16 protein-coding genes are annotated in these 22,308 nt (G+C 73.5%); 1 reads left to right on the forward strand and 15 read right to left on the reverse strand.

The features are described 5' to 3' along the window. The 6 genes from ACR807_RS22730 to fabG form a co-directional block, all read right to left on the reverse strand. A partial coding sequence (locus ACR807_RS22730) for a glycoside hydrolase family 6 protein (RefSeq protein ID WP_438923399.1) occupies nucleotides 1-1,813 on the reverse strand: 1,813 nt, incomplete at its 3' end. A 428-nt stretch (nucleotides 1,814-2,241) separates the two neighbouring features. Continuing rightward, a complete protein-coding gene (locus ACR807_RS22735) occupies nucleotides 2,242-3,039 on the reverse strand; it encodes an Rv1486c family protein (RefSeq protein WP_438923400.1) in 798 nt (265 codons plus the stop codon). A gap of 32 nt (nucleotides 3,040-3,071) precedes the next feature. Further along, nucleotides 3,072-3,545: a YcxB family protein gene (locus ACR807_RS22740; RefSeq protein WP_438923401.1), complete on the reverse strand. Its 474-nt coding sequence runs from the start codon at nucleotides 3,543-3,545 to the stop codon at nucleotides 3,072-3,074. Next, on the reverse strand, nucleotides 3,542-4,570 hold the full coding sequence (locus ACR807_RS22745; RefSeq protein ID WP_438923402.1) for a ferrochelatase: 1,029 nt from the start codon (nucleotides 4,568-4,570) through the stop codon (nucleotides 3,542-3,544). The genes ACR807_RS22740 and ACR807_RS22745 overlap by 4 nt, the downstream gene beginning before the upstream one ends. A 76-nt stretch (nucleotides 4,571-4,646) precedes the next feature. Further along, complete coding sequence (gene fabI, locus ACR807_RS22750; protein ID WP_438923403.1) at nucleotides 4,647-5,414, reverse strand: enoyl-ACP reductase FabI; 768 nt, start codon at nucleotides 5,412-5,414, stop codon at nucleotides 4,647-4,649. A gap of 51 nt (nucleotides 5,415-5,465) precedes the next feature. Next, nucleotides 5,466-6,170 (reverse strand): 3-oxoacyl-[acyl-carrier-protein] reductase, encoded by a 705-nt coding sequence (gene fabG / locus ACR807_RS22755; RefSeq protein WP_438923404.1) that lies wholly within the window; start codon nucleotides 6,168-6,170, stop codon nucleotides 5,466-5,468. A gap of 94 nt (nucleotides 6,171-6,264) precedes the next feature. On the opposite strand from fabG, the gene ACR807_RS22760 reads away from it, so the two are divergent. After that, a complete protein-coding gene (locus tag ACR807_RS22760; protein ID WP_438923405.1) occupies nucleotides 6,265-8,907 on the forward strand; it encodes an FAD-binding and (Fe-S)-binding domain-containing protein in 2,643 nt (880 codons plus the stop codon). 33 nt (nucleotides 8,908-8,940) lie between these two features. Here the strand turns inward: ACR807_RS22760 and cutA are convergent, their stop codons facing one another. From cutA to ACR807_RS22805, 9 genes are all read right to left on the reverse strand, one after another. Then, nucleotides 8,941-9,264: a divalent-cation tolerance protein CutA gene (gene cutA, locus ACR807_RS22765; protein WP_438923406.1), complete on the reverse strand. Its 324-nt coding sequence runs from the start codon at nucleotides 9,262-9,264 to the stop codon at nucleotides 8,941-8,943. Beyond that, complete coding sequence (locus ACR807_RS22770; RefSeq protein WP_438923407.1) at nucleotides 9,261-11,183, reverse strand: glycosyl hydrolase family 95 catalytic domain-containing protein; 1,923 nt, start codon at nucleotides 11,181-11,183, stop codon at nucleotides 9,261-9,263. The genes cutA and ACR807_RS22770 overlap by 4 nt, the downstream gene beginning before the upstream one ends. Further along, complete coding sequence (locus tag ACR807_RS22775) at nucleotides 11,152-13,149, reverse strand: beta-galactosidase (protein ID WP_438923408.1); 1,998 nt, start codon at nucleotides 13,147-13,149, stop codon at nucleotides 11,152-11,154. Before ACR807_RS22775 ends, ACR807_RS22770 begins: the two co-directional genes overlap by 32 nt. After that, the gene (locus ACR807_RS22780) at nucleotides 13,146-14,054 is read right to left on the reverse strand and encodes a carbohydrate ABC transporter permease (RefSeq protein ID WP_438923409.1); all 909 of its coding nucleotides are present in this window, start codon (nucleotides 14,052-14,054) and stop codon (nucleotides 13,146-13,148) included. The genes ACR807_RS22775 and ACR807_RS22780 overlap by 4 nt, the downstream gene beginning before the upstream one ends. After that, the gene (locus ACR807_RS22785) at nucleotides 14,051-15,025 is read right to left on the reverse strand and encodes an ABC transporter permease (RefSeq protein ID WP_438923410.1); all 975 of its coding nucleotides are present in this window, start codon (nucleotides 15,023-15,025) and stop codon (nucleotides 14,051-14,053) included. Before ACR807_RS22785 ends, ACR807_RS22780 begins: the two co-directional genes overlap by 4 nt. After that, on the reverse strand, nucleotides 15,012-16,634 hold the full coding sequence (locus ACR807_RS22790; protein WP_438923411.1) for an extracellular solute-binding protein: 1,623 nt from the start codon (nucleotides 16,632-16,634) through the stop codon (nucleotides 15,012-15,014). The genes ACR807_RS22785 and ACR807_RS22790 overlap by 14 nt, the downstream gene beginning before the upstream one ends. Nucleotides 16,635-16,659: 25 nt before the next feature. After that, nucleotides 16,660-18,621, reverse strand: coding sequence for a glycoside hydrolase family 31 protein (locus ACR807_RS22795; RefSeq protein ID WP_438923412.1), 1,962 nt, complete (start codon nucleotides 18,619-18,621; stop codon nucleotides 16,660-16,662). Between the two features lie 91 nt (nucleotides 18,622-18,712). Continuing rightward, nucleotides 18,713-19,711: a LacI family DNA-binding transcriptional regulator gene (locus ACR807_RS22800; protein ID WP_438923413.1), complete on the reverse strand. Its 999-nt coding sequence runs from the start codon at nucleotides 19,709-19,711 to the stop codon at nucleotides 18,713-18,715. Nucleotide 19,712: 1 nt separating this feature from the next. Further along, on the reverse strand, nucleotides 19,713-22,274 hold the full coding sequence (locus ACR807_RS22805) for a beta-glucosidase family protein (RefSeq protein ID WP_438923414.1): 2,562 nt from the start codon (nucleotides 22,272-22,274) through the stop codon (nucleotides 19,713-19,715). Between the last annotated feature and the right edge of the window lie 34 nt (nucleotides 22,275-22,308).

The raw sequence follows: 22,308 nt of genomic DNA on the forward strand, positions 1-22,308 counted from the left end.
GCGCCGGGTAGGCGTTGCGCATGAGCTCCTGGAACTGGGCCGAGAACCAGTGGCCCGACACCGGGGCGTCCGCGAGGGCGCCCGAGAGGTTGTTGCCGTTGCGCACGTTGCCCTCGTAGGTCGGGTCGCACATGCGGTCGAAGCCCTTGCCCTCGTCGTTCGGGATCGCCTTGCTCGAACCGTCGGACTCACCCGGCGGCTTGATCCAGACGTAGGCGTCGATGTTCGGCTTCGGCGCGGCCTTCGGCCGCTCGCCCAGACCGGCACCGGCCTGGTTGCACCAGTTGCCCTTCTGGTGGCGGCGGTCGATGCGCGACTGGTTGACGTAGTCGTCCGCGTTGGTCGCGGTCGACTTGCCGGTCGGCCGGTTGGGGCCGCCCCAGCCGTTGCGCGAGGTGTCGATCAGCATGCCGATGCTGCTGTCGAAGCCCTGCTTGACCAGCTCGGCGCGCATCGCCGTGGCAAAGCCCAGCTCACCGTTGAAGTCGTTCCAGTCGACCCACTTGGCGTTCTCCTTCACCGGGCGACCGCCGACGAGGTCGTCGACCGTCCAGTACGGCTCCTCCAGCGCGGAGTAGTTCGCCGTGTTGGTGACGAAGCCGTGGATCTTGTCCTTGGTGACGCCGTTCTTGCCCAGGATGGCAGCGAACTGCTTCGCCGAGGCGTAGAAGTTGTCGTACTCGGGAACGGTGTCGCCCCACCCGATCCAGCCGTGGTGGCCGGAGTCGATGTAGTTGTAGACGTTCCCGATGGCGCCGAGCTTGCCGACGGCGTACGAGACGCCCTCGACGTAGTTGCCGTTCGCCTTCATGACGTCGCAGTTCGGCGTGGCCGTGGCCCGCGGCGAGACGTTGGTGACGAGGTTCGGCAGCGAGTCGATCTCGATGACCGGGACGATGCGCAGCTTCGAGTACTTCGCGTCGCTGACGATCGAGACGATCTTGTCGATGTAGTCGGTCTTGTACTTGCCGATCTCGTCGGCCTTCAGCTCACCGTTGGAGGCCAGCGCGGCGCAGTCGCGGCCGGGCAGGTTGTAGACGACGAACTGGAAGACGAGCTGACCGTCCGAGCGGGCGGCGCGCTGGCGCTCCGCCTCGTCGAGGTGGTCGGCCAGGCCCATCGAGCCGGTCGTCGGCGAGTCGTTGCCGTCGATCGCGCTGATCCGGTCCAGCCACACACCGGTCGGCTGGTTCGCGATCCGCGAGCCACCCGGCTCCGCGGCGGCCAGGCGCGACCACTGCGGGTTGACGTACACGCCGGCGCCCACGTACGGGTTGTCCACCCTGGTGCCGGGGTTGCCGCCACCCGTGGTCGTCGTGGTGGTCGTCGTGCTCGTCGTCGTCGTGGTGGTGGTCGTGGTCGTCGTGGTGGTGTCGACCGAACCCGTGCAGACCGTCCCGTTCAGGCGGAACGAGGTCGGCACCGGGTTCGAGCCGTTCCACGCGCCGTTGAAGCCGGGCGCCACCGACGCGCCGGTGCCCAGGTTCGGGCTCCACGACGGGTTCTTGACCGACACGCGGGCACCGGACTGCGAGAAGACGCCGCCCCAGCCCTGCTGGATGCTCTGGCCGGCGGCGAAGTCCCACTCCAGGGTCCAGCCACCGCTGATCGCGTCGCCCAGGTTGGTGACCTGGAGGTTGGCGCCGAATCCACCGGGCCACTGGTTGCTGATCGAATACGAGACCCGGCATCCGGGTGCCGCGTTGGCGGTGGCGGTGCTAGCCACCACCCCGGCTGCGGACAGGGCCGCCACCGAGGTCACCGCCAACGCGCCGGCCACCTTTCGGGACCGAACGAACGTGCGCAGACTCATGCATCGCCTCCTTGCGAGCAAATCGCCATCTGGGAGCGCTCCCAGGCCATGTCACCGCACCGGGATTCGACGCAGAACCGGAAGGGTGACTGGGAGCGCTCCCAGACGAACGGTAACGCATGACACGCGGTGTTGACGAGGGGTTGACCTGGAGATAATCCCAGCCTATACCCGCGTGCGAAGCGATTCAAAGCACGCTGACCTGCGGTTTCACTACTTCCGTCTCAAATGGATTCCACAGCCCGCGTCCGGTCCGGATCGATTCGGAAGGCAAACGGAAGCAACCGGTGTCACCTGTTCAGCGGAATGTCCTCGGCGTACGAGCACCCTCCCGGCGTCGAATATTCGATTCGACGCCGGGAAAGAAAGATTGCGCAATTTCGACGTTCACCGAAGCATTGTCGAAACCATTCGACAGCGCGTACGCCTCAATGGCGGCCGGCACCCTGATCCGAAAGCACGCGCACCGCTTCGTCCACCGCCGCCAGCCGCGCCCGCCGCACGGCCTCGGACAGCGGTCGCAACGCCTCGTCCCGGGCCCTCGTCGCGGTCGCCGAGACGGCCCCGCCGGGCGCGTCGGACGCGGCCACCTCCAGGATCGCGGCGACCTCGGCCGCCCGCTGGAGCACGCGCAGCGCGCGCGGCGGCATCCCGTCCGGCCACGACAGCTTCTGCTGCTCCGCCGACAGCGCGGCGATCTCGGCGCGCACGTTCGGCCGGTGCCGGGCCACGTCGAGCGTCACGAGCGCCGTGGCGGCCTCGCGCATCGCCGACGCCAGGCCGTGCTCGGCCTCCCCGATCGGCACGTGCTCGCCGGGCGACGACGACGGCAGGTCGAACACCGTCCACCGCAGCACGCCGTCGGCCACCAGCGCGGGCACCAGGCCGACGCCGACGTCCGGCAGCACCACCGCCTGCCCCGCCCGCAGCGCGCACTTGACCAGCGGCCCCTGGCCGCCCAGGCCGCGCACGTCGCCCGGCACGGGCAGCACGAGCCGGGCGGTGGTGGCCGAGGCGCGCCTCAGCGACGCCAGCAGCAGGGCGGGCCCCACCGGGACCTCGTCGGGCCCCGGCAGGTCGAGGGCCGTGGCGGTGCCGTCGTCGTCGGCGACCACCTCGTGCAGCCCGGCCCAGAACCCCAGGGCGTCCAGGACGTCGTCCGCCGGGGCCGCGCCGTGCAGCCAGGCAGAGGTCCAGACGACCAGCGTCGCACTCGCACTTGACACGCCTGCCGAGGGTACGCGCGCGGTTCGGGGGGTCAGGCGGCCGGTCCGACGTGCTCCGCCAGCAGCGACCGGAACCTCGCCACGTCGTCGTCCCCGGCGAACGCCCGGTGCGGCACGGCGTACATCGCGGTCGTCGCGGTCCGCAGCACGAACCCGCGCCCGGTCTCCGCCCAGCCCGGCAGCTCGTCCCAGTTCAGCTCGCTGCGGGCGGCCTCGCCGACCGACATGCGCAGCGAGTGGGCGTCCGCCGTGCCGGTGACGGTCTTGGCCGCGAGCGGGTGGTTGTGGAAGTTCACCGCCGTGCCCACGGGCACGAGCGCGGCGATGACCGCGGCCAGGGCGAGCGCGAACACGCCCGCCCACGTCATGCCCAGCACCAGGACGACGACGCCGAGCACGGCGAGCACGGCGGCGAACCACGGCGCCCACCGGTACAGCGGCACGGCGGTCCGCAGCGCGTCCCGCCAGTCCGCGGGCCTCGGTGACCAGCTGAAGTCGACGCTCACGTCGCGGGTCCCCGCGCCGGGCGCTTCGCGGGCTCGCAGCACAGCACCGCGCACGGCGCGCCGTTCACCGTGCAGCCGGCGAGCGGGAAGTCCGACAGCTTGCGGACCGGCGCGTCGGCCAGGTGCTCGGCGACCAGCTCGGCGACGAGCCGGGCGAACCGCGGGTCGTCGTTCGGCGTCGTGGCGCGGGCGAAGCCCATGCCCAGCTCGCGCGCCCGGTCGCGGGCCTCGGTGTCGAGGTCCCAGACCACCTCCAGGTGGTCGCTGACGAACCCGATCGGGCACACCACGACGTTGGCCACGCCCTTGGCGTGCAGGGTGTCGAGGTGGTCCACGACGTCCGGTTCGAGCCACGGCACCTGCGGCGGGCCGGACCGCGACTGCCACACCACGTCGTGCTCGGGCGCGCCCACGGCGGCGGCGACCAGCCGGGACGCCTCCTCGACCTGCCGCGAGTAGCGGTGGCCGCCCTCCTCGGGCGGTCCGGACGCCTTGTCGGCCGAGAGCGGCACCGAGTGCGCGGTGAACACCAGGCGGTAGTCGTCGAAGTCGGCGGCGGCGGCGCGCACGGCGTCCGCGAAGGACTCGACGAACAGCGGGTGGTCGAAGAACTGGCGGATCTTCACCAGTTCGGGGGCGTCCTCGACGGCGGCGCGGGCGCGCGTGATGTCCTCGTCGTACTGGCGGCACGCCGAGTAGCCGCCGTAGGCGCTGGTCGGGAACACCAGGGCGCGCTTCACCCCCGCGGCCCTCATCTCGGCCAGGGTGTCCTCGACCATCGGGTGCCAGTTGCGGTTGCCGAAGTAGACCGGCAGCTCCACCAGGTCGCGCACCGCCTCGATCGCGCGGCGGTTGAGCGCGTTGATCGGCGACACGCCGCCGAAGTGCTGGTAGTGCTGCTCCACCTCGTCCAACCGCTCGGGCGGGACACCGCGACCGCGGGTCACGTTCTCCAGGAAGGGGCGGACGTCCTCGGGTCCCTCCGGGCCGCCGAAGGACAGCCAGAGCAGCGCGTCGTAACTCACCCGGACATCCTCGCGCCGACGCGCCCGGGGCGCACAACCGGGTCGGCGTGACCAGCGGCACGCCGACCCGGACGGGTCAGATGCCCAGGAAGTGCATGCCGCCGTCGACGAACACCATCGAGCCGGTGGTGGCCGGGAACCAGTCGGACAGCAGCCCGCACACCGACCGGGCGACGGGGGTGGGGTCGGCCACGTCCCAGCCGAGCGGGGCGCGCTCGCCCCACACGGCCTCCAGGTCGGCGAAGCCGGGGATGGACTTGGCGGCCATCGTGCGCACCGGGCCGGCCGAGACCAGGTTGACCCGGACGCCCTGCGGGCCGAGGTCGCGGGCCATGTACCGGTTGATCGACTCGAACGCCGCCTTGGCCGCGCCCATCCAGTTGTAGGCGGGCCACACCTGGCGGGCGTCGAAGTCCAGGCCGACGATCGAGGAGCCGCGGCCCAGCAGCGGCAGGGTGGCCTGCGCGAGCGCCTTGTACGAGTACGCCGAGACGTGCATCGCGGTGGCCACGTCCTCCCACGGCGCGTCCATGAACGGCGCGCCCAGGCACGACGGCGGGGCGTAGCCGATGGCGTGCACGACGCCGTCGAGGCCGTCGACGTGCTCGCGGAGCCGGTCGGCCAGCGTGTCCAGGTGCTCCTGGTTCTGCACGTCCAGCTCGACCACGGGGGCGGCCTGCGGCAGGCGCTTGGCGATCCGCTCCACGAGGCTGAGCCGGCCGAAGCCGGTGAGCACGACCTGGGCGCCCTGCTCCTGGGCGACCCTGGCCACGTGGAAGGCGATCGACGCGTCGGTGATCACACCGGTGATCAGCAGTCGCTTGCCTTCGAGCAGTCCCGTCACGGGTTGTTCCTCCGAAAGTGTTGTGCCGAGGGGAAGGTCGGTGCCGGGTCCTCAGTGACCCATGCCGAGGCCGCCGTCGACCGGCAGCACCGCGCCGGTGATGTAGGCGGCGGCGTCGGAGGCCAGGAACGTGACGGCGGCGGCGACCTCGTCGGTCGTGCCGTACCGGCCGGACGGCACCTGGGCGAGGATCTGCTTCTTGCGCTCCTCGGGCAGGGCGTCGGTCATGTCGGTGGTGATGAAGCCGGGCGCGACGACGTTCGCGGTGATGTTGCGGGAGCCCAGCTCGCGGGCGATGGAGCGGGCCACGCCGACCAGGCCGGCCTTGCTCGCCGCGTAGTTGACCTGCCCCGCGCCGCCCATGAGGCCGACCACGGAGGAGATGAGCACGATCCGGCCGTAGCGCTTCTTCAGCATCCCGCGCGAGGCGCGCTGGGCGACCCGGAACGCGCCGGTCAGGTTGGCGTCGAGGACGCGGCCGAACTGCTCGTCGGTCATCCGCAGCAGCAGGGTGTCGTCGGTGATGCCGGCGTTGGCCACGACCACCTCGACGGGGCCGTGCGCGGCCTCGACCTCGGTGAACGCCGCGTCCACCTCGGCGGCGCTGGTCACGTCGCACTTGACGCCGAGCAGGCCCTCGGGCGCGCCGGACCCGCGGTGGGTCACCGCGACCTTGTCGCCCTGCGCGGCGAACGCCCGGGCGATCGCCAGGCCGATGCCCCGGTTGCCGCCGGTGACCAGTACGGACCTCGACACGCTAGCTCCCATCGCTGCTGGTTGATGCGGTGCGAGGCTATCGGCTACCCCTAAGTACCCCACCATCGGCCGGGCGTGGATCACAATTGCGCGGGTGACCGGTTTCGCAGGACTGCTCCGCGCCGCGGTGGACGGCGACGTGCTCACCGACCGCGCCACCCGGGCCGTGTACTCGGTCGACGCGTCGAACTACCGCCACGTGCCGCTGGTCGTGGTGCGGCCCCGGTCGGTGGACGCCGTGCTGGCGGCGGTCGCGCTGGCGGCCGAGCACGGCGTGCCGATCACGAGCCGGGGCGCGGGCACGTCGGTCGCGGGCAACTCGGCGGGCGACGGGGTGGTGCTGGACTTCTCCCGGTACCTCGACCGGGTGGTGTCGGTGGACCCGGACGAGAAGGTCGCGGTGGTGCAGCCGGGCGTGGTGCTGGACCGGCTCAACGACGCGGCCCGGCCGCACGGGCTGCTGTTCGGGCCGGACCCGTCGACGCGCTCGCGGTGCACGATCGGCGGGATGATCGGCAACGACGCGTGCGGCGCGCACTCGGTCGCGTGGGGGCGGACGGGCGACAACGTGCGGGCGCTCGACGTGCTGCTGCCCGACGGGCGGCGGTTCGACACGCGCACCCCGCCGCCGCTGGACCTGCCGGAGGTGGACCCGGCGTGGTTCCCGGCGCTCGACCGGCGGGTGTCCGGGTACCGGCTGGACGCGCTGCCGGACCTGACCCGGGCGCTGGTCGGGTCGGAGGGGACCTGCGCCGCGGTGCTGGGCGCGACCGTGCGGCTGGTGGAGGCGCCGCCGCGGCGGGTGCTGGCGGTGCTCGGCTTCGACGGGCCGTACGACGCCGCCGACCTGGCGCCGGAGCTGCGCGAGCTGGACGTGCTCACGGTGGAGGGCCTGAACGCCGAGCTGGCGCGGCACGCGGGCGACGCGCGGGCGCTGCTGCCGCGCGGGCGGAGCTGGCTGTTCGTGGAGGCGGTCGAGGAGTCGGTGGCGCACCGGGCGGCGGCGCTCGCGCCGCACTCGGCGGTGGTGACCGACCCGGCCCGGCAGCGCGCGCTGTGGCGGGTCCGGGAGGACGGCGCGGGCCTGGCGACGCGCATGTCGGACGGCGGCGAGGCGTGGCCGGGCTGGGAGGACGCGGCCGTGCCGCCCGAGCGGCTGGGCGCCTACCTGCGGGAGTTCGACGCGCTGCTGGCCGGGCACGGCAGGCGGGGCGTCACCTACGGGCACTACGGCGAGGGCTGCCTGCACGTGCGGGTCGACTTCGACCTCGCGCGCGGGTTCCGGTCGTTCCTCCAGGACGCGGCGGACCTGGTGGTGGCGCACGGCGGGTCGCTGTCCGGCGAGCACGGCGACGGGCAGGCGCGCTCGGAGCTGCTGCCGCGGATGTACCCGCCGGCGGCGATCACCGCGTTCGGCCGGTTCAAGGCGGCGTTCGACCCCCGCGACCTGATGAACCCGGGCCGCATCACGGCGCCGGTGAAGCTGGACGACGACCTGCGGGTGCTGGTCGCTCCCCCGGTGATCCCGACCCGGGCGAAGCTGGCCCTGCACGCCGACGGCGGCGACCTGGGCGCGGCGTCGCGGCGGTGCGTGGGCGTGGGCAAGTGCCTGAACACCCGGGGCGGCGTGATGTGCCCGAGCTACCGGGTGACGCGCGAGGAGAAGCACTCCACGCGCGGCCGGGCGCGGCTGCTGTTCGAGATGCTCGGCGGGCAGGTGGTGCGCGACGGGTGGCGCTCGGCGGAGGTGCGCGAGGCGCTCGACCTGTGCCTGGGCTGCAAGGGCTGCAAGCGGGACTGCCCGGTGGACGTCGACATGGCCACCTACAAGGCGGAGTTCCTGCACCACCACTACCGGGGGCGGCGGCGACCGGCCGCGCACTACTCGATGGGGTGGTTGCCGCTGTGGCTGCGGTTGCGCCTGGTGAACCGGGTGAGCGCCCGGTTCGCCCGGTTCGGCGGGGTGGACCCGGCGCGCCCGCTGCCGGTGCCGGTGCGGTCGTTCCAGTCGAGGTTCACCCCCTCGGGGGACGGCGGGGAGCGGGTGCTGCTGTTCCCGGACACGTTCACCAACCACTTCGAGCCGGGCATCGGCCTGGACGCGGCGGTGGTGCTCGACCACGCGGGGCAGGCGGTGGAGGTGCCGCGCCCGGCGGTCTGCTGCGGCCTGACCTGGTACTCGACCGGGCAGCTGGACGTGGCGCGGCGGGTGGTCCGGCGGACGGCGCGGGTGCTGCGGCGGTGGACGCGCGAGGGCGTGCCGGTGGTCGGGTTGGAGCCGAGCTGCACGGCGTTCCTGCGGGGCGACGCGCTGGAGGTCGCGGGCGACGACCCGGACGTGGCGCGGCTGGCGGCGTCGGTGCGCACGTTCGCCGAGCACGTCTCGCCGCTGCTGGGGCCGTGCGCGCCGGGCGGTGACGCGGTCGTGCAGCCGCACTGCCACCAGTACGCGGAGGGCGGCCTGGACGCCGACCGGGAGCTGCTGGCCAAGGCCGGGGTGACCGCGTCGCTGCTGGAGGGCTGCTGCGGGTTGGCGGGCAACTTCGGGTTCGAGCGGGGCCACCACGAGGTGTCGATGGCGGTGGGCGAGCTGGCGCTGTTCCCGGCCGTGCGGGCGGCGGCGGGCGGCACGGCGGTGGTGGCCGACGGCTTCAGCTGCCGCACGCAGGTCCGGCACGGCACGGACGCGGAGCCCGTGCACACCGCGACGCTGCTGAGGCGTCGGCTCGGCGTGTAGCCGTGGCCGGCCGCCGGTGTGTCGCGGACGCCGCTACGCGCGGGTCTCCTCGGTGACCCAGGCGAGGTAGTCCACGTTGCCGCCCAGCACCGGCAGGGCCAGCACCTCGGGCACGTCGTAGGGGTGGTGCGCCTTGACGAACTCGGTCAGCTCGTCCACCCGGTCGTAGGCGGTCTTGATCCAGAGCTGCCACTCCCGGTCGTCCCGGACCTCCCCGTCCCACCGGTAGACGCTCCGCACCGGGCCGCTGACCTGGACGCACGCCGCGAGGCGCGCCTCCACGACGGCCCGCGCCAGGCTGCCCGCCGCGTCCTCGCCGTCGGTGGTGGTGATGACCACAACGTGGTTGTCGCTCATCCGCCGGAGCGTAGCCACGGCACCGCCTGCCGCACCCCGGGGCGCACCCGCACCACCTCCGAGCGCTCCCCGTGCCGCAGCACGACGGACCGCGCCGTGCGCGAGGTGAGCGCGACCGACGTGGGTTCGCCGTCCCGCCAGCGCAGGTCGACGGTGAGGCCGCCGCGCGCCCGCAGGCCGGTGACGCTCCCCCGCCGCCACGGGGCGGGCAGCGCGGGCAGCAGCTCGACCTCGCCGGTGTGGCTCTGCACCAGCATCTCGGCCACGGCGGCGGGCAGGCCGAGGGAGCCGTCGACCTGGAACGGGTTCGCCGCGACCAGGTTCTCGCAGCGCGGCATGGCGGCGAGCAGGGACGCGGCGCGCGTGCCGTCGCCCAGGCGGGCCCACAGGGCGGCCTTCCAGGCGTGCGACCACCCCGGGCCGTCGTCGCCGCGGTCCTCCAGCACCAGGCGCGCGGCCTCGGCCTCCGGGGTGCCCCGCCGGATGCGGCGGCCCGGGTAGAGGCCGACCAGGTGGGAGACGTGCCGGTGGCGCGGCTCGGGTTCGGGCGCCTCGCGGGACCACTCCAGGAGCCGGCCGCGCGAGCCGACGGGCAGCGGCGGCAGGCGGTCCAGCAGGGTGGTGTCCACCGGCAGGCCCAGCACCTCGCCGGCCTCGCGCAGGCGGGTGAACAGCTCCCAGACCAGGGTGAGGTCCATCGTGGAGCCGACGCCGACGGCCACCGGGTTGCCGGACGGGCTCTCGTAGTGGTTCTCCGGCGAGGTGGACGGCGCGGTCGTCAGGACGCCCTCGTGCTCGAACACCCACGACCGGCAGAACTCGGCCGCGCCCAGCATCAGCGGCCAGGCGCGGGCGCGCAGCCACTCCACGTCGCCGCCGTGCTCGAAGTGCTCCCACAGGTGCAGGCACAGCCACACGCCGGCCATCGGCCAGTTCGCCCACGCCGGGTCGCCCTGCACGGGGGTCGCCAGGAACCACGGGTCGGTGTTGTGGTGCGCGCACCACCCGTCCGCGCCGTAGAGCGACCCGGCGACCTCCGCGCCGCTCCGGGCCAGGCCGTCGACGAGGTCGAACAGCGGCTCGTGGCACTCGGGCAGGCCGGTGGGCTCGGCGGCCCAGTAGTTCATCTGGGTGTTGATGTTGAGCGTGTAGTTCGACCGCCACGGCGGGTCGGTGCGCGGGTTCCAGACCCCCTGGAGGTTGGCGGGCAGCGTGCCGGGCCGGGACGACGAGATCAGCAGGTGGCGGCCGTACTGGAACAGCAGCGCGAGCAGCGCCGGGTCGTCGGCGGGCCACTCGTCGGTGGGCAGGTCCGGTTCGGGGCCGAGGTCGAGCGAGACGCGGTCGAACAGCGCCCGGTGGTCGGCGACGGCCCGGTCGCGGAAGACGTCCCACGGCGGCGGGTCGGTCAGGCCGACGCAGAACACGACCGCGCCCGGCTCCTCGACCCGGACGAGGGGCAGCGCCCGGTCCACCTCCGCCGTCACGTGCGGCGCGCCCTCGACGCGCACGGCCAGCGCGTGGTGCTCGGCGGAGCACACGGCGTACTGCCGCACCCCGGGCGAGTACCGCACGGCCGCCACGCCGGTGCGCAGGTCGAGCGACCGCTCGTAGCCCTCCCCCGGTTCGAGGCCGCGCAGCCGGAGCGTGCCCAGCGGCTGGTAGACGCCGGTGTCCGGCCCCTGGACCGACCGGAGCAGCTCCTCGGCACCCTCCGGGTCGCCCGCCAGCACGGCCCGGCGCGCGGCGAGCACCCGGTCCACGCCGTCGACCGGCCGGGCCGGGCCGCCGCGCCACACCCGGTCGTCGTTGAGGTCGAACCGGCCGGTGCCCCAGCACACCGCGCCGAACCGGCCGCCGCCCAGCGGCAGCGCGCCCTCCCAGCGCTCAGCCGGAGCGCGGAACCAGAGCCGAGGCACCGAACCTCCCCAGGGTCAGCGAACCGGTCACGGTCGCGCCGGACAGCAGGTCGTCGTGCGTCCCCGGCACGTCCACCCGCGCCTCGGCCGCACCGTGGTTGACCAGGAACAGCACCTCGCCGCGGCGCACCGCCTCGACGCCGCGCGGCACGGCGAGCACCGGGTCGACGCCCGCCTCCGCCAGCACCCGGTCCAGCAGCGCGCGGGTGCCGACCGGTGACGGCCGGGTGCCGACGTACCAGGCCGCGCCCGCGCCGAAGCGGTTGCGCAGCACGACCGGCGCACCGCCGTCCACCAGCGACGCGATCACCTCGGCCCCCTCGGCGCGCAGGTCGTCGTACCAGAAGTCGGCGGTGAACCCGCCCAGCGACGCCGAGGCGCACGCCACCTCCTCGTCCGGGCCCAGCGGCACCACCTCCTCGACGCGCAGGCCGAGCAGCTCGCGGAACGGGGCCGGGTAGCCGCCCAGGCCCACCCGGTCGTGCTCGTCGACCACGCCGGAGAAGAAGCCCATGACCAGCGTGCCGCCGCGTTCCACGTAGGACACCAGCGGCGCGGGGTCGCGCACCAGGTACAGGTTGGGCACGACCACCAGCCGGTAGCGGGTCAGGTCGGCGGCGGGGTGGGCGAAGTCGACCGCGACGCCCGCGTCGAACAGCGGCTCGTAGAAGTCGCGCACGCGCCGCAGCACGTCGAAGTCGGCCGACGGGTGCCCGTCCAGCCGGGCCGCCCACCAGCTCTCCCAGTCCAGCACCACGGCCACCGACGCGGCGACACCCGTCCCGGCGACCGGCGCGAGGGCCTTCAGGTCCGCGCCCAGCGCCACGACCTCGCGGAACACCCGGCTGTCCGGGCCCGCGTGCGGCACCATCCCGGAGTGGAACTTCTCCGCGCCCCCCGCGGAGGCGCGCCACTGGAAGAAGCACACCGCGTCCGCGCCGCGCGCCACCGCCTGCACCGACTGGGCGCGGAGCTGCCCGGCGGGCTTGGGCGGGTTGCGCCGCCGCCAGCTCACCGCGCCGGCCGCCTGCTCCATGAGCAGCCACGGCCCGCCCTTCAGCGACCGCATCAGGTCGAACCCGAGCGCGCTGACCACGTGTGAGGTCGGGTCGGCCGGGTCGGGGTACCAGTCGTGCGAGACGACGTCCTCCTCGCGCGCCAGCGCCCAGTAGTCCAGCGGGGCGTCCAGGCCCATGAAGTTCGTCGTCACCGGCACGTCCGGGGTCCGCCGGCGCAGCACGTCGCGCTCGGCGGTGAAGTGCGCCAGCAGCGCGTCGGAGCAGAACCGGGCGAAGTCGAGCCGCTGGCCCGGGTTGATCAGGTAGGGGGCCCGGCGCGGCGGCACGACCTCGTCCCACTCGCCGTAGCGCTGGCTCCAGGCCGCGGTGTGCCAGGCCGCGTTGAGCGCGTCCAGCGAGCCGTGCCGGTCGCGCAGCCACGTGCGGAAGTGCTCGGCGGTCACGTCGCAGTGGCATACCTGGCCCAGCTCGTTGCCGACGTGCCACAGCGCGAGCGCCGGGTGGTCGCCGTACCGCGCGGCCAGGTCGTCGACCAGCGCCAGCGCGTGCTCCCGGTACACGGGGGACGACGGGCAGAACTGGTTGCGCGAGCCGTAGGACAGCCGGTGGCCGTCGAAGTCCACCGGCAGCGTCTCCGGGTGCCGGTGCCCGAGCCACGGCGGCGGCGACGCGGTGGGCGTGGCCAGGAAGACCTCGATGCCGCCGCCGTGCAGCAGGTCGAGGACCCGGTCCAGCCAGCCGAAGTCCCGCTCCCCCGGCCGCGGCTCGATGCGCGACCAGGAGAACACGCCCACGGTCACCGTGGTCACGCCCGCCTCGCGCATCAGCTCGACGTCGCGCGGCCAGACGTCCTCCGGCCACTGCTCGGGGTTGTAGTCGCCGCCGTAGCGCAGGCCCGCCGAGCCCAGACCCGTCGAACGCAGACCCGTCGAACGCAGGCCGGTCATCCCTTGACCGCCCCCACGATCACGCCCTTGGTGAAGTGCTTCTGCACGAACGGGTACACGACCAGCACCGGCACGATCGCGATCACGACCACCGCCATCTTCACCGCGAGGGTGGCGACGAGCCCGCCCGTGCCGTCCAGCGTGGAGTCCGCGTGGCTGGTGCCGGGGATGGGCTGCCCCTGGAGCACGTAGGTGCGCAGCACCAGCTGCAACGGCCACTTGTCGGTGGAGTTGAGGTACAGGAAGGCGTTGAAGAACGCGTTCCAGTAGCCGACCGCGTAGAACAGCGCGATCACCGCGGTGACGCCCTTGGACAGCGGCAGCACGATCCGGGTCAGCACCCGGAAGTCGCCCGCGCCGTCGATGCGGGCGCTGTCCACCAGGTCCTGCGGGATGTTCATGAAGAACGACCGCAGCACCACCAGGTTGAACGCGGCCACCGCGCCGGGCAGCACGAGCGCCGCGTAGGTGTCGAGCAGGCCGAGGGACTGCACCAGCAGGTAGGTGGGGATGAGGCCCGGTCCGAACAGGAACGTCAGCAGCACCGTGAACAGCAGCGGCCGGTGCGCGAACGACCCGGGCCGCGACAGGCCGTAGGCGGCGAGCAGCGTCACGACCACGCTGAACAGCGTGCCGACCGCGGTGATGCCGGTGCTGACCAGGACCGACCGGGTGACGGTGCCGCCGGAGAGCAGCTCGGCGTAGGCGCCGAGGGTGAACCCGTCCGGCACCACCACGAGCCCGCCGGCCTCGGTGATCGCCGACGACGGCGACACGCTGGTCAGCACGACCACCCACAGCGGGAACAGCACGGCCAGCAGCACGAGCCCGACCAGCACGGCCTTGGCGGCCTGGCCGAGCCGCGTGGGCGCCTCGTCCCAGGCGGGGCGCACGGCGGTCGTCATCGCGAGTACACCCCCTGCTCGCCGGCCAGGTGCGCGACCTTGTTGGCCGCCAGCACCAGCGCCAGCCCGACGAGGCCCTTCGCCAGGCCCGCCGCGGCGGCGTAGGAGAAGTCGGAGTTCACCACGCCGGTGAAGTACACGTACGTGTCGAGGACCTCGGCGGTGGCCGCGCCCACGGCGTCGCGCTGCAGCAGGAACTGCTCGAAGCCGACGGTGAGCGCCTCGCCCAGGCGCAGGATGAGCAGCAGCACGATCACCGGGACCAGCGCGGGCAGCGTCACGTGCCACATGCGCCGCCACCGGTTCGCGCCGTCCACGGCCGCCGCCTCGTAGAGCGAGGTGTCCACGGTGGCCAGCGCGGCGAGGAACACGATCGCGCCCCACCCGGCGTCCTTCCACACCGACTGGGCGGTGACCAGCACCAGGAACAGGTCCGGGTCGGTCATCACGTCCACCGGGGAGGCCCCGCGCTCGCGCAGGAACTGGTTGAGCACGCCCGCGCCGCCCAGCACCTGCTGGAACAGGGTGACGACCAGCACCCAGGAGAAGAAGTGCGGCAGGTAGACGACGCTCTGCACGAACATCCGCAGCCGCGGCGACAGCAGGCTGTGCACGAGCAGGGCCAGGCCGATGGGGACCGGGAAGAAGAACACGAGCTGGAACGCGGTGATCGTGAGCGTGTTGGCGGTGGCGTCCCAGAACGCGGGGTCGCCGACGATCCGCGCGAAGTTCGAGAACCCGACCCACTGGCTGCCCGCGATGCCCACGTACGGCGAGTAGTCCTGGAACGCGACCGCGTTGCCCAGCAGCGGCACGTAGTGGAACACCACCAGCAGCAGCACGGCGGGCGCCACCATGACCAGCAGGGCCCAGTCGCGGCGCAGCCGGCGCACCCAGGACGCGCGGCGGGGTGGGGAGGCCGGGCGGCCCGCCGAGAGGGCGGGCCGCTCCAGCAGGTCAGCGCCCGGCATCGGAGAGCGCCTTGTCGTAGAAGGCCCGCAGGTCGTCGCCGCCGGCCTTGCGCCAGTCCTCGGCGAGCTTGCCGACCTCGGAGACCGGCGTGCGCCCGCGCAGGATGTCGTTGGTGCGGTCCTCGAACTGCTTGGGCAGCTTCGAGTGCTCGGCGGGCTCCTCGATGCGCAGCCCGAACGTCAGCGGCTTGACCTGGTGCTCGTGGGCGTCGGCCAGCCAGCCGTGCAGCGACGTGACGTAGTCGGGGTACTGGGCGTCCACGATGGCGTCCGGCGGCGAGGCGAGGAAGCCGTAGGTGAGCGTGATCTCCTTGCGGCCCAGCTCGTTGAGGTCGGGCGCGCCGCCGGCCCCGCGGGCGCTGTGCTCGCCCTCGGTGCCGTAGCGCAGCAGGAAGTGCTCCTCGGTGCCGATGGGCGCGGCGGCGAAGTTCGCCACGCGCAGCAGCTCGCGCACCCGGTCGTCGGGGACGTCCTTGCGGATCAGGGTGACCATCGCGGTGGGCGGGCTGACCGGGTAGCTCGGCTCGCCGCCGTCGTGCGCGAACAGCGGGAAGGCGTCCATGCGGAAGCCGGGGTTGGTGGGCCGCTGCTGGGCCAGCGCCTCGCGCCACGCGCCCAGGCCGTCCTGGTAGACGAGCATCTGCCCGCCGGCGAACAGCTCCTTGACGCGGGTGGTGCTGCCCGCGACGAGGTCGGGGTGCACGTACCCGGCGGCGTACAGCGACTGGGTGAACTTGACCGCCTCGGCGTACGCCTCGGTCTCGATCTTGTTGACGACCTTGCCGGAGGGGTCGCGGCTCCAGTCGCCCGGGTCGCCGAACATGCGGACCATCGAGCGGAACACGTCGCCGACGGCCCACCGGTTGGCGCCGGGGTCGTTGACCTGCTTGCACAGCGCCACGAACTCGTCGGCGTTCTTCGGCGGTTCCACGCCGAGCTGCTCGAACACGTCCGAGCGGTAGAACAGCGCTTCGGGGAACGGCTTGTCCGGGAACGGCACGCCGTAGAGCCGCCCGCCGTAGACGCACGCGTTCCAGGCGTCGGTGGGGATGTTGGCGAGCAGCGGGTAGTCCTCGACCTTGTCCCCGGCGAGGAAGTCGGTCAGGTCGCGGAACACCTCACCGACGCCCTCGCTGAAGCGCGGCGGGATGGTGAACGTCGGCATGACGGTCATCTCCGGCACGTTCTTGCCCGCCATCATCGCGGCCAGCTTCGCCGCGTAGTCGCTGCCCTGCACCAGGTCGAACTTGACCACGCCGCCCAGGCGCTCGTTGACCGCGTCGTAGTAGGAGTTCTCGCCCAGGCCCGGCGGCACGGGCCAGAAGGCGGGGGTCATGGCGGTGACCTCGCCGCCCTTGAGCGGCTTCTCCCCCACCGCCGCGACGAGCTTGTCGGGGAACGACAGGTAGCCGGGCGAGGAGCCGTTGACGCCGGGCAGGTCGGGCTTGGCGAACTCGACCGGGATGTGCGCGGGCAGCACCTTGGCCAGGGCGTCGGCGCCGAGCGCGCTGCCGGTGTGCTGGGCGGCGGTGCCGCCGCAGCCCACCAGGAACGCGCCGCCGACCGCGGCCGAGAAGCCGAAGAAGCCTCTGCGGGTGAGGTTGTCCATCGTGGGAACGCCCCTTTGCGTCGGGTCAGAAGGGTTGTGCGCCGTCGCGCACGAAGAGTGGGATGCGGTGCAGCGGCGCGTCGGCCAGGACGGTCCGCCCGCCCTCGTGGACCTCGCCGGTCGCGTGGTCGGTCCACCGCGCGCCCGCCGGCAGGCGCACCTCGCGGGACCGCTCGCCGTGCCGGCACACCGGGGCGACGAGCAGGTCGGGGCCGAACAGGAACTGGTCGTCCACCGCCCAGGCCGCCTCGTCGTGGGGGAAGTCGACGAACAGCGGCCGCATGGGCGGCAGGCCGGTCCCGGTGGCGACGCGCATCTGCTCCAGCACGTAGGGCCGCAAGCGCTCGCGCAGCCGCATCGCGGCGGTGATGTGCTCGTACGCCTCGTCGCCGTAGGACCACACCTCGTTGGGGCCGCCGGTCATGGTGGGGTGCAGCGGCACGTCGGGGTCGCGGAAGCCGTGCAGCCGGAACAGCGGGCACAGCGCCCCGTACTGGAACCAGCGGACGATCAGCTCGCGGTACTCGGGCGAGTCCTGGTCGCCGCCGTGGAAGCCGCCGATGTCGGTGGTCCACCACGGGATGCCGGACAGCGCCACGTTGAGACCCGCGCGGACCTGCGCGGCCAGCGACTCGAACGTGGCCGGGATGTCGCCGGACCACAGGGCGGCGCCCCAGCGCTGGCTGCCCGCCCAGGCCGAGCGGTTGAGCGTGATGATCTCGGTCTCGCCCTCGGCCCGCATGCCCTCGTAGAACGCGCGGGCGTTGTTCACCGGGTAGGCGTTGAGCACTTCGGGACCGGGGCCGTCGTGGGTGAGCAGGTTCTCCGGCGTGCCGGGCTTCAGCTCGGGCTCGCACGCGTCGAGCCACCACACGCGCGCGCCGAGGTCGTAGTAGTTGCGCTTGACCCGGTCCCAGACGAACGCGCGGGCCTCCGGGTTGGACGCGTCGTAGAACGACACGCCCACCTCGCCCACCACGCCCTTGTCGGGCCAGTCGGCGTGCACCGGCGGTCCCTGCTCGGTGGCGATGAACAGGCCCCGCTCCAGCATCACCGGGTAGTTCTCGGACAGCGGGCTGACCGAGGGCCACACGGAGACCATGAGCTTGACGCCCATCCCGTCCAGCTCGCGGATCGCGGCGGCCGGGTCGGGCCACTCGGCGGGGTCGAAGCGCCACTCGCCCAGGTGCGTCCAGTGGAAGAAGTCCACGACGATCACGGACAGCGGCAGGCCGCGGTCGCGGTACTCGCGGGCGACGGCCAGCAGCTCCTCCTGGGAGCGGTAGCGCAGCTTGCTCTGCCAGAACCCGGCCGCCCACTCCGGGAAGTCGGGTGCGTGGCCGGTGGCGTCGGCGTAGTTGCGCAGCACGTCGGCCGGGTCGCCCGCGGTGAGCCAGTAGTCGATCTGCCGCGCGCTGTCGGACACCCAGCGGGTGCCCGTGCGGCCCAGCTCGACCCGGCCCACGGCCGGCGTGTTCCACAGCAGCCCGTAGCCCTGGCTGGACACCAGGAACGGGATGGTCACCTCGGCGTTGCGCTGCACCAGCTCGACGACCGCGCCCTTCTGGTCGAGCAGGCCGTGCTGGTGCTGGCCGAGGCCGAAGAGGCGCTCGCCGTCGTAGGCGCGGAAGTTCTGCGAGATGCGGTGGTAGCCGTTGCCGGTCGAGGTGAACAGCCGCGAACCGGGCCACCAGAAGTGGATGCGCTCCTCGGCCAGCAGCTCGGTCTGGGTGTCCTCGCGGACGAACCGCAGCAACCCCTCGCCCAGCTCGACGCGCAGCCGGCCGTTGACCAGGACGGCGCTCTCCTCGCCCACCTTCACGTCGACCTCGGCGTCGGGCCGCTCGCCCAGCGCGCCGGGCACGTCGTCGCGCACGCCCGTCAGGCCCACCCGCACCCGGACGGCGTCGGGGCCCCACGCCTCGACCCGCACCACCTGGTGGCCGTCGCGCCAGTCGAACCCGCCGCTGATCTCGCGCAAGCCCATCCGGTGTTCCTCCTGTTGAGTTCGAAGCGCTTCGACGTGGTCGGGAGCGGACCCCGGGGACCGCGCGGTGGCGCGGCCCCCGGGACCGCGGTCAGCGCGTGGTGCTGGCCCGCTCGGTCAGCCGCGGCGGCAGCAGCGTGAGCGGTGGTGTCGGGGTGCGGTCGAGCTTGGCCATCAGCAGCGCCACCGCGTGGTGGCCCAGCTGCTCGGCGGGCACCGCCACCGAGGTCAGCGGCGGCATCAGCCGCTCGGCCTGGTCGTCGGGGCAGATCGCGATGACCGCGATGTCGTCGGGCACCTTGCGGCCCAGCGAGCGCAGCACCTCCACCACCGAGGGCAGCGCGGCCTCGTTGTGCACGACCAGGCCGGTGACGGCGGGGTGCCGGTCCAGCAGGCCGGTGATGGCCACCCGCACCGACTCGTGGTCGGTCTCGGTGGGCAGGGTGGTGGAGGCGACGCCGCGGCGCATGGCGGCGGCGCTGAACCCGGCCATGGTGCGGTGCGCGAACCCGGTGTCGCGCTGGTAGACCGCGCGGGGCGCGCCGACCAGCGCCACGTAGGTGTGCCCGAGGTCGGCCAGGTGGTCGACGCACCGCGCGCCCGCCTCGGCGAAGTCCAGGTCCACGCAGGTCAGGCCGGCCGCGTCGGCGGGGAAGCCGATGAGCACCGAGGGCCGGTCCAGTTCCCGCAGCACCGGTACGCGCTCGTCGTGCATCTCCACGTCCATCACGAGCAGGCCGTCGACCTGGGCGCTGCCCGCCACCCGGCGCAGCCCGGCCGCGCCCTGGTCGGCGGTCACCAGCAGCACGTCGTGGTCGTGCCGCCGGGCCGCGTTGGCGACCGCCACGACGAACTGCATCAGCACCGGCATGTGCATGCCCTCGCGCATCGGCAGCACCAGCGCGAGCACGTTCGCCCGGTTGCTGGCCAGCGACCGGGCCCCCGCGTGCGGGTGGTAGCCCAGTGCCCGCACGCTCGCCTCGACCCTGGCCTTCGTGGCCGAGGAGATCGAGCGGCGCCCCGTCAGCACGTACGACACGGTGCTGGGGGCGACCCCTGCGTGCCGCGCGACATCGGCGATGGTGACCACGTCAACGCACCTCCCTCACCCGCACGCCCGCCGCCGCGGCGGTGAGCACCAGCGACGCGCCGTCGCGCCGCGAGACCCGCGTACCCGGCGGCGCGGACCGCTCGCCGTCCACCACGTCGTGGAACGCGATCCAGCCGCCCTCGCGGGTGAACTCCACCTCGTCGTCCACCAGCCGCACGCCGTCGCAGTCGTCGAAGTCGACCGCGCGCAGCACACCGGTGCGCGGCGCGATCACCTCGCCCTCGACGTCGACGTCGAGGCGTGCCCTGATCTCCCGCGACGAGGAGCCGACCGCCAGCTCGTACCGCCCGGTCTCCACGACGCGGCGGCCGGTGGTGACGTCCCAGTGCCACAGGTGCTCCACGGGCAGCTCGACGGTTACGCCCTCCCCCGGTTCGAGGTGCACGCGCCGGAACGACTGGAGCCTGCGCACCGGCTGCCGCACCCGCGACCCGGGGGCCGACGAGTACAGCTGCACGACCTCCGCGCCGGGGACGAGACCGGTGTTGGTGACCGTCACCCGGGCCGTGCCGCCCTCGTGGGTCAGGTCCGAGTAGTCGAACGTGGTGTAGCCCAGGCCGTGCCCGAACGGGAACAGCGGCTCGCCGGTGAAGTACAGGTACGTGCTGCCCGCGCGGATGACGTCGTAGTCGAGGATGTCGGGCAGGTCGTCGTCGGAGCGGTACCAGGTCTGCGGCAGCCGGCCGGACGGCGAGAACGCGCCGAACAGCGCCTCGGCCACCGCGCGGCCCTGTTCCTGGCCGCCGTGGGCGGTCCACAGGATCGCCCGCAGCCGCTCCTCCTCGCCGTCCAGGGCGTACGGGTAGCTGCTGACCAGCACGAGCACGGTGTTCGGGTTGGCCTCGCGGACGGCCCTGACCAGGTCGAGGTTCGGCAGGCGCAGCGTGGTGCGGTCCTGGGTCTCGCGGCCGTTGACGTGCGGGTCGTTGCCGAGCACGAGGACGGCGACCTCCGCCCGTGCCGCGACCTCGGCCGCCGCGGCGGTGCCGTCCACGACCAGCTCGACGGTGAACGGGCCGGTGTCGGTGCCCTGGACCTTGTTGCGCAGCACGACCTCGTCGCCGGTGAACCGGGGCTCGAACAGCTCGCGCACGTCCCACCCGCCGGGCGTCTCGGCCTCCGCGACCACCGTCCCGCCCGCCGTCACCCCGAGGTAGCGGCGCGACGCCACGTCCCGCAGCGCCCACACCCCGTCGCCCCAGTCGAACCGGTCGAACAGCGCCCGGTCGCCGAGGCCCACGACGCCGCCGCGCACGCCGAGGTAGCGGCCGTCCGCCGCGCGCAGCGCGATCCGGTCGACCCCCTCGTGGTGCGCGACGGTCGCGAACTGCTCCAGTCCGCGGCGGACGGTCACCCGGTACGGCAGCGTGCCGCTGTACCAGTCCTCGAACACGGTGTCGGCGTGCGTGCCGATGACCGCGAGGTCCACCCCGGACCGCAGCGGCAGGAGGGAGTCGTTGCGCAGCAGCACGACCGCCCGCCGCGCCGCCTCCAGCGCCAGCTCCCCGTGCGTGCCGATGACGTCGGCGGTGATGGACGCGTAGGGGTTCCCGCGGGCGGGGTCGTCGGCGGTGTTCCCGTCGGCGGGCGGGTCGAACTCGCCCAGCCGGAAGCGCAGCGCCAGCACCCGGCCCACCGCGCGGTCGACGACCACCTGCTCCAGCAGGCCGTCCTTGAGCGCGGTGGTGACGCTCTCCACCGTCAGCGTCGGGTCGGCGTCCTGGTCGGTGAAGCTGTCCAGGCCCGCGTGCAGCATCGCGGCGTGCGCCTCGGGGTGGCCGGGCAGGTACGCCTGCACCCCGGCCACGTTGGACGGCGCGTAGGCGTCGCTGACCGCGACCAGCCCGTCCGGCGCGCACGGCCGCAGCTCGCGGTCCAGCAACGGGGTCAGGTGCGCGGGGCGGCCGTTGACCAGGTTGTAGGCCAGCATCACGGCCACCGCCGCGCCCGACCGGACCGGGCCGAGGAAGCACGGCAGCTCGTACTCGTGCAGCACGCGCGGCCGCAGGTCCGACGACGTCGTGCAGCGGTCGTCCTCGTTGTTGTAGCCCAGGAAGTGCTTGAGCGTGGGCGCGGTGCGCAGGTAGCGCGGGTGGTCGCCGCGCAGGCCCCACGCGTAGGCCGTGCCCATCTCGGCGGTGAGCACCGGGTCCTCGGAGTAGCCCTCCTCGTTGCGGCCCCAGCGCGGGTCGCGCAGCGGGTTGACCACCGGCGCCCACGCGTTGAGGCCGTGCGCGACGGGGTCACGGTGGTGGAACCCGCGCGCCTCGACGCCGGTCGCCTCGCCGACCCGGCGCACCAGGTCGGTGTCCCACGTCGCGCCCAGGCCGACCGCCTGCGGGAACACCGTGGCCCGGCCCAGCCAGGCGACGCCGTGCAGCGCCTCCAGGCCGGTGCGGAACTCGGCGAGGCCCAAACGGGGCACGGCGGGTTGGCGCTGGTGGAGCATCGCCACCTTCTCCTCGGCGGTCAGCCTGCCCAGGAGGTCGGCGACCCTGGCCTCCACCGGGAGCCCCGGGTCGCGGAACGGCAGCGGGTCCACGGCACACCTCTCGCGCTCGTCGAATTCGTCGAAT

Origin of the sequence: Saccharothrix sabaoui (assembly GCF_051756985.1) — a bacterium.
Taxonomy (GTDB): domain Bacteria; phylum Actinomycetota; class Actinomycetes; order Mycobacteriales; family Pseudonocardiaceae; genus Actinosynnema.